Genomic DNA, 16,295 nt, shown 5'->3' with positions numbered 1-16,295 from the left:
GGCAAAAACATGTTAAAATTCATCTGCACGCATCTCCATTCTTACTTGTTTCTCGACAATTCAAGTATATAAGATATGGATGATGTCGTGCTTTTTTCATGCGCTAAATTGTGTGCTTACCCCAACATTTATTATAGAACCGTTAAAATTTGAGGTATAAAAAAAGGAAGTTTTCTCATGAAGAGAAAACTTCCTTTTAAAAGTATGCTAATTAGTTTGTTACAGCAAGTGGTCCAACAAAGTTTACAACGTTTCCGTTAACGTCTGTTAGATTAACTGCAGAAGATGGTTTAATAGTTAAACCAGATAGTGAATCAAGTGGTGCGCTCAAAGTAATAACAACTTTGTTAGTACCAGAGATTGTTTCATTTACTTCTGTCAAAGCAGTTGTAGAAGAACCTTGGAATACATCGAAGTCATTTCCAACAGTTCCAGTTGCAAGAGCTTCACTTAAAGTAACTTCGATAGTTGTAGCAGAAACAACTTTAGCACTAGTTACAGTTGGACGTACGTTTTCGTCGAAATTGTATGTTCCAGTTTTAGCATCCATAACTGAACCAACAGTTGACACAACATTGCTTACAGTGTAGTTACGAACGCCGTTTGTAGTGATTACATCGTTTTTCAATGTCAATTCAACAGTTTTTGCATCACCTTTGAAGATTGCAGATTCAAATGGTGAAGAAACTCCATCGATAGAGTAGTTGTTTACATTTAGAGCAGATGCTGCAGTCACTTCACGATCGAAAGTAACAGTTACTTTATTATCAGCTTGAGCATATGTTAATACAGCTGGTTTAGTCGTATCAACTGCAGTACCAACAGTGAAGGATACAGTACGGGCTGCAGAATCATTAGTTGCTGCAGAAGTATCTTCAGCCAAACCTACTGGTAGGCTCAAAGTGTAAGTTCCAGCTGTTGTTGGCAATTTGATACGTACAGATTTCTTATCTGTTCCTGTAGTGATATCAGCACCAGTAATAGGTGTAATCGCACGCGTAATGCTGTTGGTATCAACATAAGAACCTGTTACAGATTTAGCTTGGTTTGCAGTCACTTCTTCATTATAAGTTACAACCAAGAAACGGTCTGCATTAACTGTTTCAACTGCATGGCTTGCATAAGCAGGTGCCGTTGTATCAGCAGAAACTTGAATTACGCGAGTAACATCATCTAATGTTAATCCTGCTAAATCTTTAGCGCCTTTAATTGTAACCGATTGAACACCTGCAGTTAAGCCTGTAACATTAGTGAAAGTAGCAATTGTTCCAGTGCTATCTAATGTATATGTTGAAGATACATTATTTCCAACTGTTACTGTAGCACCAGTTGTTTGGATTTTTTCAGAGAATGTAACTTGTAGTTTACCTGTATCAAGTGCAGCTACATTTGTTACTGTTGGTTTTGTTGTGTCACGATCAGCTTTAACAACTGTTGCTAAAAGTGGATTTGGACTTACTAAATTACCAGCAAAGTCCTTCAAACCAGTGAAAGCAAATGTATAAGATGCATCTTTAGTCATTGTTGCAGGAAGAACAACAGTGAATGACTTCTTATCAGTAGCTAGATTAATATCACCTGCACCGATAGAAACCGAAGTTCCACCGGAAACTACTAATTTAGAAGCGATTGTAGTAGTAGTTTCATCCAACGGCTCACTGAAAGTGAACTTAGCAGCTCCCGATGGCTCATAAGTTACGCCAGCAAAAGTAGGACGTGTAGTATCGCTAACAGAAACGAATGCTTTGAACTCAGCTACTTTTTTGCCATTTTCAGCTTCGATTTTATCTTTAACTACTTCAGCAGCGTAAGAGCCGTTCCAAGTAGTGTTTGCAACTAATGTTAAAGTTTTGCCATCTGCACTTAAATAAGCATTATCTACAGACGTACGAGCATCAGCAGAATTCAACAAGATTACGCCAGCTACTAAGTCATCATTTGCATCGATAACAGATTCTTCTTTAATTGCTTGGTTAAATACAAATTGAAGTTCTTTAGCGTTTGCAGCACTTACAGATACAACTGCAGGAGTTGCAGGAACTAATGTTTCAGCTTTATAAACGAAGATTGCGAAGTCTCCACGTTTGATTGCATCGCCAGTACCGAAAGTAGTAGCAGTTTTACCTGAAGTAATTCCAGCTTCTACAAATCCAGCAACAGCTGAAGCGTAACGAGAGCTAACGTCAGTGAATTTCAATGAAGAAGTATCACCTTTAAGATCGTAAGCTTTAACGTTAGCCATGATTAATGCAACTTCACCACGAGTTAAGTTATCTTCAAAACCAAAACTAGTAGTTGTTTTACCATTGATGATTCCAGCAGCTTTTAAAGAATTGATTGCTAGTGCTGCACGAGCAGGAACATCAGTGAAACCTGATGGTGCTGCATTGCTGTCATCTACGATACCTAATGCTTTTGCAAGCATGATCGCAGCATCACCACGTTTGATTGTAGAGTCGATACCGAAAGAAGTTTCAGTTAAACCTACTGTGATGTTGTTTTCTACTAAGTAATCTACTGCTACTTGGTATTTTGCAGAAACATCCGTAAATGCTGCAGTTGATGCACCGTTAGCTGATGCTACTGGTACGATTGCTGATGCTACTAATGTAGCAGTCGCTGCAGTTGCAACGAATTTTTTGTACGACTTTGGTTGGTAAGCCATGTGTAGTATTCCTCCTGTTTTTTCGTTCATTCTGTGATATGAGTTGATTTGCATCAACTTTATTGCACAGTTTAAATTGTACCAACAATTTCTATCTTATGCTACTATTCTTTGACATTATTATTACTTTTATTAAAAAAGTATGAAACGTCTGTAATGGGAACACAAGAAGAAATTGGGAACTTTTTAAACTCTCATTCTATAATAACAAAGAATTTCCTTTTTTCAACTAAAAACATAGAAAAATATGATAAAAATTAGTTTATTTCGAAAATAGGGTTATATTACACTTGCCATAATACCTATTTTTTAACATTTCTTAGTAGTTTAGTTTCACCATAAATCGACAGTATTGCCAATAATGCACCTAAATAGATAGAAACACTTGGTGCGGTGAGCACATGTCCTGCTGTATAACTAATACCAATTCCTAAAAGAAAGGATACACCTGTAAAAATCGTAAAATAGTTGAAATGGTATTTAAAATTCTGAATAATACGTAAAACATATTTACTTGCCAAGTAGACTAACGGTGCTATTAAATAGATAAAACCTAAAATCCCAAATGTATAAAAGAAATCGTGGAAGTCCATTTCAACTATTTTTAATGGCTTTTCTTTTGTTGGCACATCGTAGTTACCAGCATAGCCCATTCCAAAAAGCTTCTGCGCTAGTGGAGCTTCATTAAATTCTTTCTTATAATTTTCTGCATACTGTTCTCTACTGCTAAATACTAAATTTTGAAATTGCTCATTAGTAATCTCTTGATCTTCTGTATCCTCATCATCGATATTTTCTCCTAATCCTAACTCAGGTTCATTATCCTTATTTGAAAAATCAATTCCTAAAATCCCAAGATGAGCGTACATATTATGAAACACTGGTGTAAACGGTGTTACCGCTATTAGTATTACTAGAAATAGTCCGCTTACCATCGTATTGATTTTAAATGAAGATTTTTTATTCCAAGCCCATAAAATTAAACTCCCTATTAAAGCACTGAGTAATACTACTACAATTCCACCATATCCTACCTTTGTTCCAAGTGCGAGCATGGATAAAGACAAACCTACAAACGGAATCCAGTATTTAATATCTTTCCAGCTGCTTGTTTTTTGTACAGCATATAGTGCTGTAATTGGTAGCAAAATGGCCATGATAGCCCCTATCTCGTTACCAGCATAGAACCATCCTGTCCATCCTTCTTTCGAACGCACATAATTTTTCATGCTTGTTTGTGTTAGCTGAGCCACTATAAATACAGCACTAATAATTATTGAAGATGTAAGGAACGTTCTGATGATTTGTTCTTTTACATTCGTTCCATTTAGTTTCAGTTGCTCAAAAATTAATAGGAAACCGAATAACATGACATGAAAGTACACGGCTTTATTAAAGAAGGTTAACTCTTGAACCAAATAGTATGGATCCTTTATTTGCATATTCATTGCTATATTTATAATCAGTAAGATGAATAGACCAACGAGATAGGCTAGGTAATATTTAGCTCGTTTCGATTGGAATGCCATATAAAGAATAAATACCGTCATCAGTAAGAAATAAAGTGTTCGTAATACAATTCCAACTGAGATCGATAAATCTGTCCAAAGAATAGTTGCAGTAGTTAATATATCAATTACTGGTTGCAATACAATAAATGCAACCATGAAAAGTAAAAATCGTTGGTTCTTCATCATTGATTTCATCCTCATTCGCTTTCTATAGAAGGTTTTTGTTTTTCAAATACGTTTTTGAGCCTTTTAGCAACTAAATTCTGATCAAAATATTTCGCTGTATGGAGAGCATTTCGACTCAGAGCTTTTTTTTCTGTTTCTGATAAATTAGCATAAACTATTATTTGATCAGCTAATTCACTTGCGTTACTCGCTTGAAAAGTTAGAGCATTTTCTTCATTCACATAATCTCTTGTACCAGGGATGTCACTAGCTATTAGTGGAATTCCGCATGCCATTGCCTCTAAACCTACTAATCCTAAACTTTCTTGATGAGATGGAAAACAAAAAATGTCTGACGCATTAAACACTTCAACCATTTGTTTTTGAGTTAACATGGGTAATCGAGTGATGGAAGAATTTAATTCGCAAGCATTAACCATCGTGTTTAATGTATGATCTTGTGAACCTGATCCAGCCATTAGAATATGAAGCTTCTTAAAGTTTTCAGGATTATGTTTTTTGATAATTGATATGCTATCAATGAGAGTATCCCACCCTTTAAATGGATCCACTCTTGAAATATAGCTTATAACAATTTTATCTTTTGAAATATTGTGAGATTCCCTAAAGCTATTCCCAAATTCATCATTTGGTTGGAAAAGCTCTGTGTCAACTCCACCGGATGGGAAAATGGTGATAGGACAAGATACTTCATACTTTTCTTTTACTACTTGTTGATAATAGGAGGATGGCACAATAACTTGATCAATGACTTTCATCATTTTTTGAACATCCGGTTGATACTGTTCTTGTGCTTTTGTTTGAGGCAAGATATCTGTTCCATGTGTGTTTAAAATGATGGGGATTGACGTCTTCCATTTCTTCATCAATTGAATCAGTTTTGCGTTTTGTGAAGCGTAGTGTACATAAATAACATCGGGTTTAGTAAAATGGGTTTTCATGAAAAATGAAAGAGCATATCGGATATATCCAATTAGCTTTTTCATTTTCGAGTTTGTTTTAGTTAGTTTCACTAGAATGATTGAGTGACCAGCATCTTTTAATATGTTTTCCGTTCGTTGAACAAACACCCCGTAATTTGGTGCTTGTTCTGAAGGATACATATTCGTTAACAAAAGGATTTTCATAAAAGCATCATCCTTGTTCTAATTTCTTTTTCATGAATTCTATTAATCCGTCTTTCAAATCAGGTCGTTGCAGCGCCATTTCAATCGTAGTAGTCACAAACCCTAATTTTTCTCCTACATCAAAACGCTGACCTTCGAATTCATATGCGTAAACTTGTTGCACTTGGTTTAATTTTTCAATTGCATCGGTTAATTGTATTTCTCCACCTGCTCCTATTTCCATTTCATTTAAATAAGAAAATATCTCAGGTGTAAAAATGTACCTTCCCGTGATGGCTTTATTCGAAGGAGCAGTTCCAAGTTTAGGTTTTTCTACAAACTTCTTCACTTTATACAAATTCCCATCCTGTTCATAAGGATCAATAATTCCATAACGATCTGTTTCTTCAGGTGCAACATCCATAATACTGATCACTGAAGATTGTGTTTTATCATATTGGTCCATTAACTGCTTGAGACATGGGACTTCAGCTTGTACAATATCATCTCCAAGTAAAATAGCAAAAGGTTCATCACCAATAAATTTGCGTGCTGTCCAAACAGCATGACCTAATCCTAAAGGAGCTTTTTGACGAATGTAATGTATTTCAACTTTACCTGAGCTCTGCACTTCAGCTAGTAAATCGAACTTCTCTTTACGCTCTAATGTATCTTCTAAAAGCGGAGCAGAGTCAAAGTGATCTTCGATTGCACGTTTGTCTTTCCCTGTGACGATAATAATGTCTTCAATACCTGAAGCAATCGCTTCTTCTACAATATATTGAATGGTTGGTTTATCGACAATGGGAAGCATTTCCTTTGGCATTGCCTTTGTGGCTGGTAAAAAGCGAGTACCTAGTCCTGCAGCAGGTATAATGGCTTTTCTTACTTTTTTCATCAAACCATTACCTCCTTAGTTTTTCGCATCTCCTAAAAGATACACGTCAAATCCTGCAGCTTCCCACGTTTCACGATCGATACAATTTTTCGTATCAATCACTACGTGATGCTTCATTTGAGATTTAATATCGTTAGGACGAATATCTTTAAATACTTGGTGATCCGTCAAAATCAATATAGCTGAAGCACCTGACAACGCATCATCTTGAACTTGCGTTTGCTCAGGTAAGTTATTGTTTTTGATATGTGGATCGAATGCCATAAGATTCATTTTACGTTCAATTAATTGTTCTACCACTTCAACTGATGGACTCTCACGCATATCGTCGATATTTCCTTTGAAAGCTAGTCCAAAAACTGCTATTTTAGGATCTTTAATGCCTTTTGCATTTAAAATATCCGCAGTTAATTGTGCAGTATACGACGGCATACCATCATTAGTCTTACGAGCTAAATGAATCATTTTTGATTGTTCTGGATCTAACTCTACTAAGAACCATGGATCGACTGCTATACAGTGTCCGCCAACACCAGGTCCTGGAAAGTGAATATTTACACGTGGATGGAAATTAGCTAATTTAATTGCTTCCCAGACATTAACACCAATGTTTTGAGCGATTTTTGCCAGTTCGTTCGCGAAGGCAATGTTTACATCCCGATACGTATTCTCCATTACTTTTACAAGTTCAGCAGTAGTGGCATCGGTTTCGTGCATATTCCCTTCTACAAAGGATTGATATAATTCAGTCGTTTGGCGAGCAGATTCTTTGTTAATTCCACCAATGATACGGTCATTTGTAACTAATTCTTCAAACACCTTTCCTGGAATTACCCGTTCAGGTGAATGAGATACAAAAAGCTCAGTTCCGATTTCAAGGTTAGACTTGACTAGTTCTGGCATCATAACATCTTCTACAGTTCGTGGAGGAACTGTTGATTCAAGAATAACCAAGTTTCCTTTTTCTAAAAATGGGACTGTTGAAGCCGTTGCTATACGAACATATTCCAGGTCCGCTGTTTTGTCGGCTTTTATCGGTGACGGAACCGCAATGATAAAAACATCTGCTTTAATTGGTTTGGTCGAAACAGTTAAAGTACCCGAATCAATTGCTTTGTCTAATCGTTCTTGTAAGCCGTTTTCTTCTATATGAAGTTGTTTGTTTTGAATCATTGTAATTGCTTTTTCGTTTACGTCCACACCATGTACTTGATGTCCGTGATTCGCAAACATGACCGCAGTTGGTAATCCAATATATCCTAGACCAACAACACAAATGGATTTTTTCATTTGAATTCTCCTTCAGATAATAATCTATATAATAGTAGGGATTTTATTTTCGTTCTTTTAAAACTTTAAGTAAAAAGATAGGTAAATTCATTTGCCGACGAATTCGTGATGGATTACTAGCAAGTCGATACAACCATTCTAACCCAAGTTTCCGGAAAAGTGCGGGTGCTCTTTTGACTAACCCAGAAAACACATCAAAACTCCCACCAACTCCTTGGAAAACAAGAACGTTTGGCAGGTTCGTTAGGTTCCTTTTTATCCACAATTCTTGTTTAGGGCTACCAAGGGCAACAAATAATACCTTAGCTCCACTATTATGGATTCGTTTGAGTAGAGCGTCTTCGTGTTTATCATAACCATTGGTATAACCAGCTACGATAATATTCGGTCGTTCTTTCGTAATTTCTGAAATCGCTTTCGTCACTACTTCTTCTTTCGCTCCATAGAAATAAACTGGATGCCCTTCATTTGCAGCAAAATCAAGAAGTTTACCCATCATATCTACCCCAGTAACACGAGATGTAATCATACCACCTTTTACTTTTGATGCTAGTAAGACTCCCACACCATCAGCAATTTGAAAAGTAGAATTATTTATTAGATCTTTTACTTCGGGATTCTTCTGAGCCGTAATGATTTTCTCAGGGTTGACAGCTATGATTGTAGACTGTTCATTTTTAGACATTCTCGCTTTTATTTCAGAAATGATTCCTTCGTATGATAAGGGCGATACATTCACGCCTAAGTAAGTTTTTTTCACGTTTCCTAACCTCAATTCGTTCACTTTCAATTGATATAGTATAGCAGATTTTATGTTTAGTTGCATAGGCTCCTCTACAAGTGATAAAATTTGGAGATAGTGTTGCTTTCACCACCTGTGTGAAAGCTTTCTTTATGAGGAGGATTTATTTTGAAAATTGTACTTTCTGGCTTTTATGGTCTTGGTAATACAGGCGATGAAGCTATTTTAAAAGCGATTGTGGATAATTTGCGTTCTGAGTTAAACAATCCTGACATCACGGTTTTTTCGTTATCACCTGAACAAACGGCTAAAGAGCACGGAGTTAAATCAGTGTATCGCGGGTGGCGTCATGGGAATAAAGAAAAAGTCAAAGCACTTCGAGATGCTGATTTACTTATTTCTGGTGGTGGTGGCCTACTGCAAGACACATACCCTACGAAATTTTTATTTGGACCGCTTCCATATTATTTATTAATCGTATTCTTGGCGAAGCTTTGCGGAGCTAAGGTTATGTTCTTTTCTCAAGGAATTGGACCCGTCACTTCTACTTGGGGCAAAATATTAATGAAAGTATTCGCAAACATGGCTGATTTCGTTACAGTTCGTGATGATTATTCTAAGGAATATCTTCATTCATTGGGTGTAAAGCGACCTGAAACGGTTGTTACTGCAGACATCGTTTTTGCTTTCCAAGGTACGACTGATACATCTGCATATGATTCACTTCAATTAGACGGCAGAGAGAAGTTAGTTGCGGTTGCTCCACGTCCGTGGTTTGAACAAGAAGAAGAATATATCGAGAAAATGGCTTGGGTTCTTGACGAATTAATTGAACAACGTCAAGTGACTCCAGTTTTTGTCCCAATGGAGCCTCCATACGATACGAATGTTTCGAAAAAGATCTTAGCAAAAATGAAACACGCTGACGCTACAAAATTATTAGGTGAACAATTCACGCCTAACCAATTTTATAACTTCATTGGACAAACAGATTTAACACTTGCCCTACGTTTACATGCCTTAATTTTTGCAGCGTTATCGAATGTACCGCATATTGGATTAAGTTATGACCGTAAAGTCGAAAGCTTTTTAAAACGTTCAGGCATGTGGAAGCATTCATTCCCGCTTGAAGACTTTACGAAAGAAGCTTTATTGACTGAAGCAATTTATGCCTTAGACCATTCTGCTGAAGTAAAAGCCATGATGGAACCTAATGTGGAAGTACTTCGTCAAGAAGCTCGACGCAATGTAAGCTTATTAAAAGAGAAGTTTGGGAGGACTGCCAAGTGAAAATTTTACTCGCTACTTCATATGATTACCCACATTTAGGTGGTTTATCGACTCATTTAGCTACATTAAAAACTGGTTTAGAAAATCGCGGACACCAGGTAGATATCGTTTCCTTCAGTGATGTGCCTGTTTGGAAACGCCAATTTATCGCACGCGGACCTGCTTTTATTTTAAATAAAGTCAAAAAAGGTTCTGGTTATGTATGGTCGCTTCAACGTCGTAAAGAATTCATTGAGAAATTGGTTAAAGAACGTATCGGAAGCGATTATGATTTGGTCAATGCTCAAGATGTTTTTGCTACGATGGCCGCTTTGGCTTCTGGGATCCCAACAGTAAGTACGGTTCATGGTTACTTAACTTATGAAAGTATCTCAAAAGGATCTGTTGACGAAGGTTCAAAACAAGCTGATAAATTAATGGCGGACGAGCGTATTGCTTATACGGCAACTAAAGCTGTTATTACCGTTGATACTCGCATTAAAGAGTACGTTGAACGTGAAACTGGTGTCGTTGGCTCGATGATTAAAAACTTTATCGACGTGGAGTCTTTCAAACCGGAAGTTGAGCGTCGTTCAGAATTCCGTGAAAAATACGGATTTAGCCAAGACGATTTAATTTTCTTTGTACCTCGTCGCTTGACTCGCAAAAATGGAGTTATCTATCCAGTCCTTTCCTTCCCTCCTGTATTGGAGAAGTTCCCGAATGCACGTGTCGTGTTTGCAGGAACTGGAGAAATGTTTGAAGAGTTGAAATCTAAAGCATCTGAACTTGGTGTTGCAGATCGTGTAACAATGCTTGGGGCTGTTGACCATAAAGACATGATTGAGTACTACGCATTAAGTGATGTGGTTTTAGTTCCTTCAATATATAGTGCTGGTGTAGAAGAAGCCACATCGATTTCTGCATTAGAAGCGATGGGCTCTGGTGTTCCTTTGATTGCTTGCGCTGTTGGTGGATTGAAAGAAATCGTTGATCACGAAAAAGATGGTCTGCTTGTTGAAGAACGTAATATTGAAGATTTAACCAATGCCATGATTCGATTATTAAATAATAAAGAAGAAGGTTCACAGTTAGCTACTGCTGCTCGTCAGAAAATCATCGACGAGTATTCTCACTTTGCTGCTGCTGAAAAATACGAATCGATTTACAAGCGAGCTCTCGCTAAATAATTTAAAGCTCCTTGCAGGTTTTGTGCAAGGAGCTTTTCTAAGTAGGTGGACGAATTGAGTAGTTTAAAAAAAGCGGCTTTGTGGACAACGGGTCTCGCTTTATTGTTAAAGTTATCTGGTTTTATTCGAGAAGCGATTGTCGCTCGTGAATTTGGTGTTAGTGCTGAAACGGATGGTTACTTTTTAGCATTTGGATTTATTACTTTGGTTGTTGCCATGATTTCAACTGGATTTAATAATGTATTTTTACCGATGTATGTGAAGCGACGAAAATTAGGTAGTGATACAACAGATCAAAATGCGAATGCGTTATTGAACTGGACCATGTTGATTTTTATAGTTGTCAGTTTTTTAGGTTGGATGTTTGCCTATGCATTTGTTCCTTTTTTATATGGCAACATGAAGGAAGAAATTGAACCGTATGCTGTTCGTATGACCCAAATCTTCTTTGCATTCATGACAATGATTGCATTAACTGGTTTATTGGACTCTTATTTGCAATCAAGACGAATTTTTGTCCCTTCTCAACTGGCTAAGTTACTCGCAACATTAATGGCTGCGGTCTTTGCTTTATTGTTTAGTGACATGTGGGGAATTTATTCGCTTGTGTATGGATTTGTTTTTGGTACCGTGCTTGGTGTTGTGATTCAATTATTTTTCTTAGGAAAGTCGGATTACAAATGGCGACCTGACTTTGCAATGGAAAGTGATTTTAAAAAAGCTTTTATTATTTTAATTATCCCCTCCCTGCTAAATTCAGTTGTAGGGCAAGTAAATTTATTTGTGAATAAAGCATTTGCTTCTGGTGTAAGTGAAGGTGCCGTGTCGTACTTGAATAATTCTTCGTTATTAGTGAGTATTCCAAATGCGATCTATGCAACTACTTTAGCTGCGATTATCTTTACTTTAATGAGTGAACAAACGGAGAATTTAGCTAAGTTTAAAGATACCTTCTTTAGAGGTATGGAAATTTCGTTAGTTACATTGTTGCCCATCGCCATTGGGTTATTGGTTGTCGGAGATGCGGCGATATCTTTTGTGTATGAACGCGGAAGGTTCACTTCGGAAGATACCGCGAATACGTACTTGGCATTACTATTTTACTTACCAATTATTGTATTTCAAGGGATGCAGCTGATTTTATCGAAGTCTATGTATGCTCGGGGAAAAACCGCAGTAGTTTTTCGTATTAGCGTAACGACAATTTTAGTAAACTTCTTGCTGAACTGGTGGTTGGTTGATGATTATGGATATCCGGCCCTGGCTTTTTCTGCTTCGATTGTGAGTGTGTACTACTTTGCGGTATCAATGATCGTGGTATATCGAGATTTAGGTGCTAGCGAGTTTAAACGATTTGCACAGATGAGTGTTCGGGTTGTTATTCCAGCTGTCATGATGGGATTGGTTGTTTGGGGAGCTAAGGAGTTCTTAGATGCTGAGGAATGGTACTCGTTGATACAGCTCGGTGTGCTGATTCCAATTGGAATAGCTGTTTATGCGGTAATATTGAAAGTCGTTTACCCGGTTGGCTTTAATCGTATTGTTCAGATGGTTAGAAGATAAAAAAGTAGTGAAATGTTTTAAGGCGGTGTTTGAATGAAGAAAAGAGTTATAGTTGGTCTAGGAATTCTAATAGGTTTATGTTTAATTATTTTTGGAAGTTTATTTGTTAAGGAAGATTTAGAAGTGAGTATAGGTGACGGTGGAACTTACCATATTTTGTTCCCGGCCATATTATCTGTTGAAGAAGAAGGTATTCAATCAGTTGAGTTTGAAAATACGACAGATCAGATTCAATTATTTAATTTTAAGCTTTTTGGTCAACAAGCCGGTAGCTTTGAGTTAGTTGAACGAAAATTAGGAAATGACACTTCTTTTGTTTTCGAAAGATTTAGTAGTGAGCTATTACCCCTACCTGTTACTTTTGAATTTCATTTAAATTCAAGTATTGCGGACACTATTTCATGGAACCCTCGTATTGTGGAACATCCTCATCATCCTGATTTTGGTGTAGATCCTACTGTTAATCCATGGGGACTTATCAAAAGTAAAGATTTACAAATTATTAAGGGAAATGTGTACCTTTCTGAGATAGTGACAACCAGTTATTCTAAAGATGAACAAAGTATTATTAGAGAACTAGATAAAGAAATTCGAGAATTAAAGATTGAAGGCCAAGAACTTACTCAAAGCTTTATCATTTGGCCAGGTAAGTTGGCTGAATCATGGGCATTACATAGTAAGGAAGATTTGTTTAGTAGTGAGAATGCTCAGAAAGATTGGATTGAATTTAGTTTAACCAATCAAACTTCCCAACTAAACTGGCTAACTGTAAATGGTCCTTTTACGAAACTACCTTATTCTATTGAGCCAGGCACTAAAATGGGCTATGGTCGTGCTATGGGACGTTTTGAGGATGACATTGCATTAAGCTGGTATGAGAAGGATGGCTCTGTATTCCATGAAAGTATGGCTTTGAATTCGCGTGTAAATTTAATGTCTTATAATAATGAGTATGGTAGTTCAAGATGGCCGACAGAGTATACAAGCATGTGGCTGAAAAATGCATATGGACTTCATGCTCCCTATGTCGATACACGCTTTAATGAATACGTCGCATTTTATTTAGATAAACTACCTGTTATTTTTGGTGAAGAGATTGATAGTGAAACCATGTTCGTTCCTTTGTATGCGGATTATTTACTTTCACGGGTTGAAGAGAAAGACATTATTGAAGCTACAGAAGGCTTTTTAATCGTAGATTATTTTGACAACCGTGAAGACACTAAAATTACCCATGCTTCCTTAAATCATGAACTAGGTGGTTTAAAGATTCTATTAAGCGCTTATGATTCTACTGGGAATGATAAGTATTTAACAGTTGCTAACGAAGTCACTCGAGGTATTGAAACATTTGGTCAAGAGGATGGAGGTTGGATACGAGAGAATGGTGACTTATGGTACCAAGCAAAACCAGATGGGACATTTTCTGGAGATGACTATCCTCAACTTACGTTAGTCGACTTGTTAGAAACGCAAGCAATGTTAGAGTCTATGAATATGCCTAGAAATGCATATTTTGATAGAATGATTGATTCAAAGCTTTCGTACTTAGAGAGCGAGAAAGTAGAATTGATTGAGAAAGTTACTAATCTTCTTGAGTAAAAATAGTACAAAGTAAGTCAAGTATTATATTTATTTATATACCTACATCTATAAATTCGGAAAAATCCGAGCTAAACTCGGAAATTTGTCGATTTAACTTGAAACAAAGCAACAATTCTTTGAATACTAGCTATTTTAAGATATGAAAAAGGGGTAGTCACAAGAGTCAGGTTTAATGACTTTTGGACAGCCCCTTTTTTTATTATGGATATGTGATCACATTAACTACGTCTGAGCGAACCCATCCGTATACTGGTGAAGATATATCAACAAATTTATCTGAATAGACTTTGTACCATGTATAGCCACCTTCTTCAATTGAGTCTACAACTGTTAAAGGATAACCTAATGGATAGCCATTTGGAGGTAATGAATCTTTGTAAACTCCAACGTTTCTAGGACGATATGAATAAAGAATTTCAGACCAAACTGAAGGTTGAGTTCTAATGTTTGTTGCAACTTCAAATTTTGTGAAAAGAATTTGCTTATGTTTATTTATATCTTTTCCACCTAAAGCTGCGTCTAAAGTAAGCATATGTGCACCCGCTTTAGCTCCCCATGTCGGATCAGAAGCATAGTTTACATTGAAACCAGTCGTTTTATTTCCGAATGCAGCACCTAGATTACGAGCTGGAACACCCATAAACTCGGGGTTCACATAACGTGAGTTCCAAAAATTATCTACTAAACTATCAGCACCTTCTTCAGGAGTATCAAAAGTTCCTGCAGCTGGGCATGTTTTTGTTAATGAGTCATAAATGTGTAAACCAAAAAGGTTATTACATTGTTGCGCTCTTTCACTCATTCCATAAGCACTCTCATGAATAGCAAGAGATAAAATGAATAATGCATTAATTCGTTTTGTTTCCTCTAATTCTTTAAAATGTGCACCCATACCTAATAGTTTTGAAGTGGATCCATTTGCAGGGTATTTTTCTGCTAATACTTTAACAATATAAGCATCTAATTCTTCTGCGGTATAACTAGTCGTCGTTCTTGCTGATAGATATTGGAAGTATGGAAAATTCGTTCCTATTCCTTGTCCTTGTTCATTCATAAAATGAACACTATCATGACTATAATATTTAGGACCCTGTACTAAAAATGCTGGAGCTGGACCAACTGCATAACTAGCCTTAGCCTTCGAGTAATGGTTATATAAATTATGGATTAACGTGCCCCATTGACTCACATTATAGTAATCACGATCTTTAATAATAGATTTAGGTTTTAAATCTGTTTCTGAATGCTTCACATAACCTATCGTTGCAGCTACTTGCACTTTAATATAGTCAGCCGTGGAATCTATGTATCTCATTTCGCGACCACGTTCTATAAAGGTAGCTTGTTGTTTAAAGTTAGTATCAAAATAAATTGTCGTATTAGGACCTGATCCTGTTTTGTTATCACCAAAAGCTATTCCGCCTGGTTTAACTTTCATAATCTCAGTTCCACGATAAATCGCTTCATAACTAGAATTGCCATTATAAACAGACAATGCTTGATCGTATGTTTGGTATGTTGTTGACGTCTTTACAAGTTCACCATTAACAACCGTTGCTAATTGGTACAATGTTGGATCTACAGGTGCTTCCGGATCCACAGGAGGCTCTTCAATAACCGGTGGCTCATAGTTTAACTTAGCTTGTTTAAAGCGGTAAATAAAGGCTGCAGCTTGTTCACGTGTTGTATGAGCTTTAGGTTCAAACCTCATCGTGTTTGTTCCAGCGTTAGGAATACCACTTGTAATGCCATAATGTACTGCGTAATAAGCAGCGCGAACTCCACCAGAAGAAACAAAGTCTTTTGCATCTGAGAAGAGAATTCGTTCTTCTATTAATTCCATTTCATTGTACTTTAATACATTTTGCACTGTGACCATTAATTGCTCGCGTGTAATAAATTCATTTGGTTTGAACGTATTGTCGCTGTAGCCACTCATTAAACCTGCTGCATTTACAGCATTAATAGATGTAGCCAAATTTAATGATGAATTGACATCCTTATAAGAAGGTTGTCCATCGGGCAAATCTAAAGCTCTATCAATAAAAGCAGCGAATTGACCACGTGTTACCTTTCCTTCTGGTTGGTAAGATCCATCTTCAAAACCAAAAATTACTTGCTCATCAATCATAGCTCGCATTTCTTTTTCAAGTGATCGACCTGTAAGTTCATCTGCTAAAGCAGGAGTTGGAACTGATAAATTCAATGCCATGAGTACGGCGACGATTGAAACAAACATCCATTTTGTAAATAATTTCACTTGTACTGTT

At 36.7% G+C, this 16,295-nt stretch carries 11 protein-coding genes; 4 read left to right on the top strand and 7 right to left on the bottom strand.

The window, feature by feature from the left end; translation table 11 throughout:
• Positions 1 to 211: 211 nt before the first annotated feature.
• From AC3EA5_RS11430 to AC3EA5_RS11405, 6 genes are all read right to left on the bottom strand, one after another.
• Complete coding sequence (locus tag AC3EA5_RS11430) at positions 212 to 2,665, bottom strand: S-layer homology domain-containing protein (RefSeq protein ID WP_488608458.1); 2,454 nt, start codon at positions 2,663 to 2,665, stop codon at positions 212 to 214.
• Between the two features lie 302 nt (positions 2,666 to 2,967).
• The gene (locus AC3EA5_RS11425; protein ID WP_488608457.1) at positions 2,968 to 4,362 is read right to left on the bottom strand and encodes an O-antigen ligase family protein; all 1,395 of its coding nucleotides are present in this window, start codon (positions 4,360 to 4,362) and stop codon (positions 2,968 to 2,970) included.
• A gap of 11 nt (positions 4,363 to 4,373) precedes the next feature.
• Entirely contained in the window at positions 4,374 to 5,489 is a 1,116-nt protein-coding gene (locus tag AC3EA5_RS11420) for a glycosyltransferase family 4 protein (RefSeq protein ID WP_488608456.1), read from the bottom strand.
• A 7-nt stretch (positions 5,490 to 5,496) separates the two neighbouring features.
• On the bottom strand, positions 5,497 to 6,366 hold the full coding sequence (gene galU / locus AC3EA5_RS11415; protein WP_488608461.1) for a UTP--glucose-1-phosphate uridylyltransferase GalU: 870 nt from the start codon (positions 6,364 to 6,366) through the stop codon (positions 5,497 to 5,499).
• 15 nt (positions 6,367 to 6,381) lie between these two features.
• The gene (locus AC3EA5_RS11410; RefSeq protein ID WP_488608455.1) at positions 6,382 to 7,656 is read right to left on the bottom strand and encodes a nucleotide sugar dehydrogenase; all 1,275 of its coding nucleotides are present in this window, start codon (positions 7,654 to 7,656) and stop codon (positions 6,382 to 6,384) included.
• A 43-nt stretch (positions 7,657 to 7,699) separates the two neighbouring features.
• The gene (locus AC3EA5_RS11405) at positions 7,700 to 8,416 is read right to left on the bottom strand and encodes a WecB/TagA/CpsF family glycosyltransferase (RefSeq protein ID WP_488608454.1); all 717 of its coding nucleotides are present in this window, start codon (positions 8,414 to 8,416) and stop codon (positions 7,700 to 7,702) included.
• A 150-nt stretch (positions 8,417 to 8,566) separates the two neighbouring features.
• On the opposite strand from AC3EA5_RS11405, the gene csaB reads away from it, so the two are divergent.
• Genes csaB through AC3EA5_RS11385 form a run of 4 tightly spaced genes read left to right on the top strand, consistent with a single transcriptional unit; the run spans position 8,567 to position 14,022 of the window.
• Positions 8,567 to 9,688 carry a polysaccharide pyruvyl transferase CsaB gene (gene csaB / locus AC3EA5_RS11400; RefSeq protein WP_488608453.1) on the top strand — a complete coding sequence of 374 codons (1,122 nt, stop codon included), beginning with the start codon at positions 8,567 to 8,569 and terminating at the stop codon, positions 9,686 to 9,688.
• Positions 9,685 to 10,857 carry a glycosyltransferase family 4 protein gene (locus AC3EA5_RS11395; RefSeq protein WP_488608452.1) on the top strand — a complete coding sequence of 391 codons (1,173 nt, stop codon included), beginning with the start codon at positions 9,685 to 9,687 and terminating at the stop codon, positions 10,855 to 10,857. Before csaB ends, AC3EA5_RS11395 begins: the two co-directional genes overlap by 4 nt.
• A 54-nt stretch (positions 10,858 to 10,911) precedes the next feature.
• Positions 10,912 to 12,420, top strand: coding sequence for a murein biosynthesis integral membrane protein MurJ (murJ, locus tag AC3EA5_RS11390; RefSeq protein WP_488608451.1), 1,509 nt, complete (start codon positions 10,912 to 10,914; stop codon positions 12,418 to 12,420).
• A gap of 33 nt (positions 12,421 to 12,453) precedes the next feature.
• Positions 12,454 to 14,022, top strand: a complete 1,569-nt coding sequence (locus AC3EA5_RS11385) for a hypothetical protein (protein WP_488608450.1) — start codon at positions 12,454 to 12,456, stop codon at positions 14,020 to 14,022.
• A gap of 202 nt (positions 14,023 to 14,224) precedes the next feature.
• On the opposite strand, the gene AC3EA5_RS11380 is transcribed toward AC3EA5_RS11385, so the two are convergent.
• Positions 14,225 to 16,285, bottom strand: a complete 2,061-nt coding sequence (locus AC3EA5_RS11380; protein WP_488608449.1) for an S-layer homology domain-containing protein — start codon at positions 16,283 to 16,285, stop codon at positions 14,225 to 14,227.
• Between the last annotated feature and the right edge of the window lie 10 nt (positions 16,286 to 16,295).

The sequence above is a fragment of the Paenisporosarcina sp. genome (genome assembly GCF_057785155.1).
The sequence above is the reverse complement of the archived record's forward strand: the minus strand, read 5'-3'. Positions and strand labels throughout refer to the sequence as shown.

Excerpts from the sequence above, each read along its gene's own strand:
- AC3EA5_RS11430 (WP_488608458.1), bottom strand. The coding sequence starts at position 2,665 with ATGGCTTACCAACCAAAGTCGTACAAAAAATTCGTTGCAACTGCAGCG.
- AC3EA5_RS11425 (WP_488608457.1), bottom strand. The coding sequence starts at position 4,362 with ATGATGAAGAACCAACGATTTTTACTTTTCATGGTTGCATTTATTGTA.
- AC3EA5_RS11420 (WP_488608456.1), bottom strand. The coding sequence starts at position 5,489 with ATGAAAATCCTTTTGTTAACGAATATGTATCCTTCAGAACAAGCACCA.
- galU (WP_488608461.1), bottom strand. The coding sequence starts at position 6,366 with ATGAAAAAAGTAAGAAAAGCCATTATACCTGCTGCAGGACTAGGTACT.
- AC3EA5_RS11410 (WP_488608455.1), bottom strand. The coding sequence starts at position 7,656 with ATGAAAAAATCCATTTGTGTTGTTGGTCTAGGATATATTGGATTACCA.
- AC3EA5_RS11385 (WP_488608450.1), top strand. The coding sequence starts at position 12,454 with ATGAAGAAAAGAGTTATAGTTGGTCTAGGAATTCTAATAGGTTTATGT.